Origin of the sequence: Mangrovihabitans endophyticus (assembly GCF_014646155.1) — a bacterium.
Classification (GTDB): domain Bacteria; phylum Actinomycetota; class Actinomycetes; order Mycobacteriales; family Micromonosporaceae; genus Actinoplanes; species Actinoplanes endophyticus.
Genome location: NZ_BMMX01000186.1, coordinates 1 through 548, shown reverse-complemented (window position 1 = coordinate 548; position 548 = coordinate 1). Strand labels below are relative to the sequence as shown.

The window sequence follows — 548 nt, the reverse complement described above, 5'->3', positions numbered from 1 at the left end:
ACTAAAGATTTTTTAGAAAAAGGGCAATACGATCTCATTCTTAATGTGGTGGATTCCACCAATTTAGAGCGTAATTTAGCCTTAAGCGTGCAGTTATTAGACACGAATAAAAAGATGCTTCTTGCGCTCAACATGTGGGATGAGGCGCAAAAAGAAGGCATTAAAATCAATACAGAAAAGCTTTCTAAAGAATTAGGGGTTGTGTGCGTGCCTACAAGCGCAAGATCCAAAGAAGATCGCTTGAATACAGAGCTTTTATTAGATGAAATTGTCAGGCTTTATTCTCAAAACACCACAAACAATGAAAGCATAAAAGTCCCGTCTCAAAGTTTTAAGGAGTCTTTAAAATACAGCCAGAGAGCTCAAAGAATCGCTCAATTAGTGATCAGTGAAAACAAACAAAATGCGAGCTTTGAACACACTTATAAGATTGATAAGATTTTAATGCACCCTCGTTATGGGATTTTCATTTTTTTAGGGTTTATGTTTATCATTTTTTCCTTGAGCTTTTTAATAGGAGGCGGAGTGCAAAAAGCGCTTGAAGCAGG

The 548-nt window shown here is 36.7% G+C and carries 1 protein-coding gene; it reads left to right on the top strand.

The genetic code is table 11. From position 1 onward, the window contains the following. The coding region (locus IEY73_RS34850; protein ID WP_505744163.1) for a FeoB small GTPase domain-containing protein at positions 1-548 on the top strand (548 nt) is incomplete at both ends.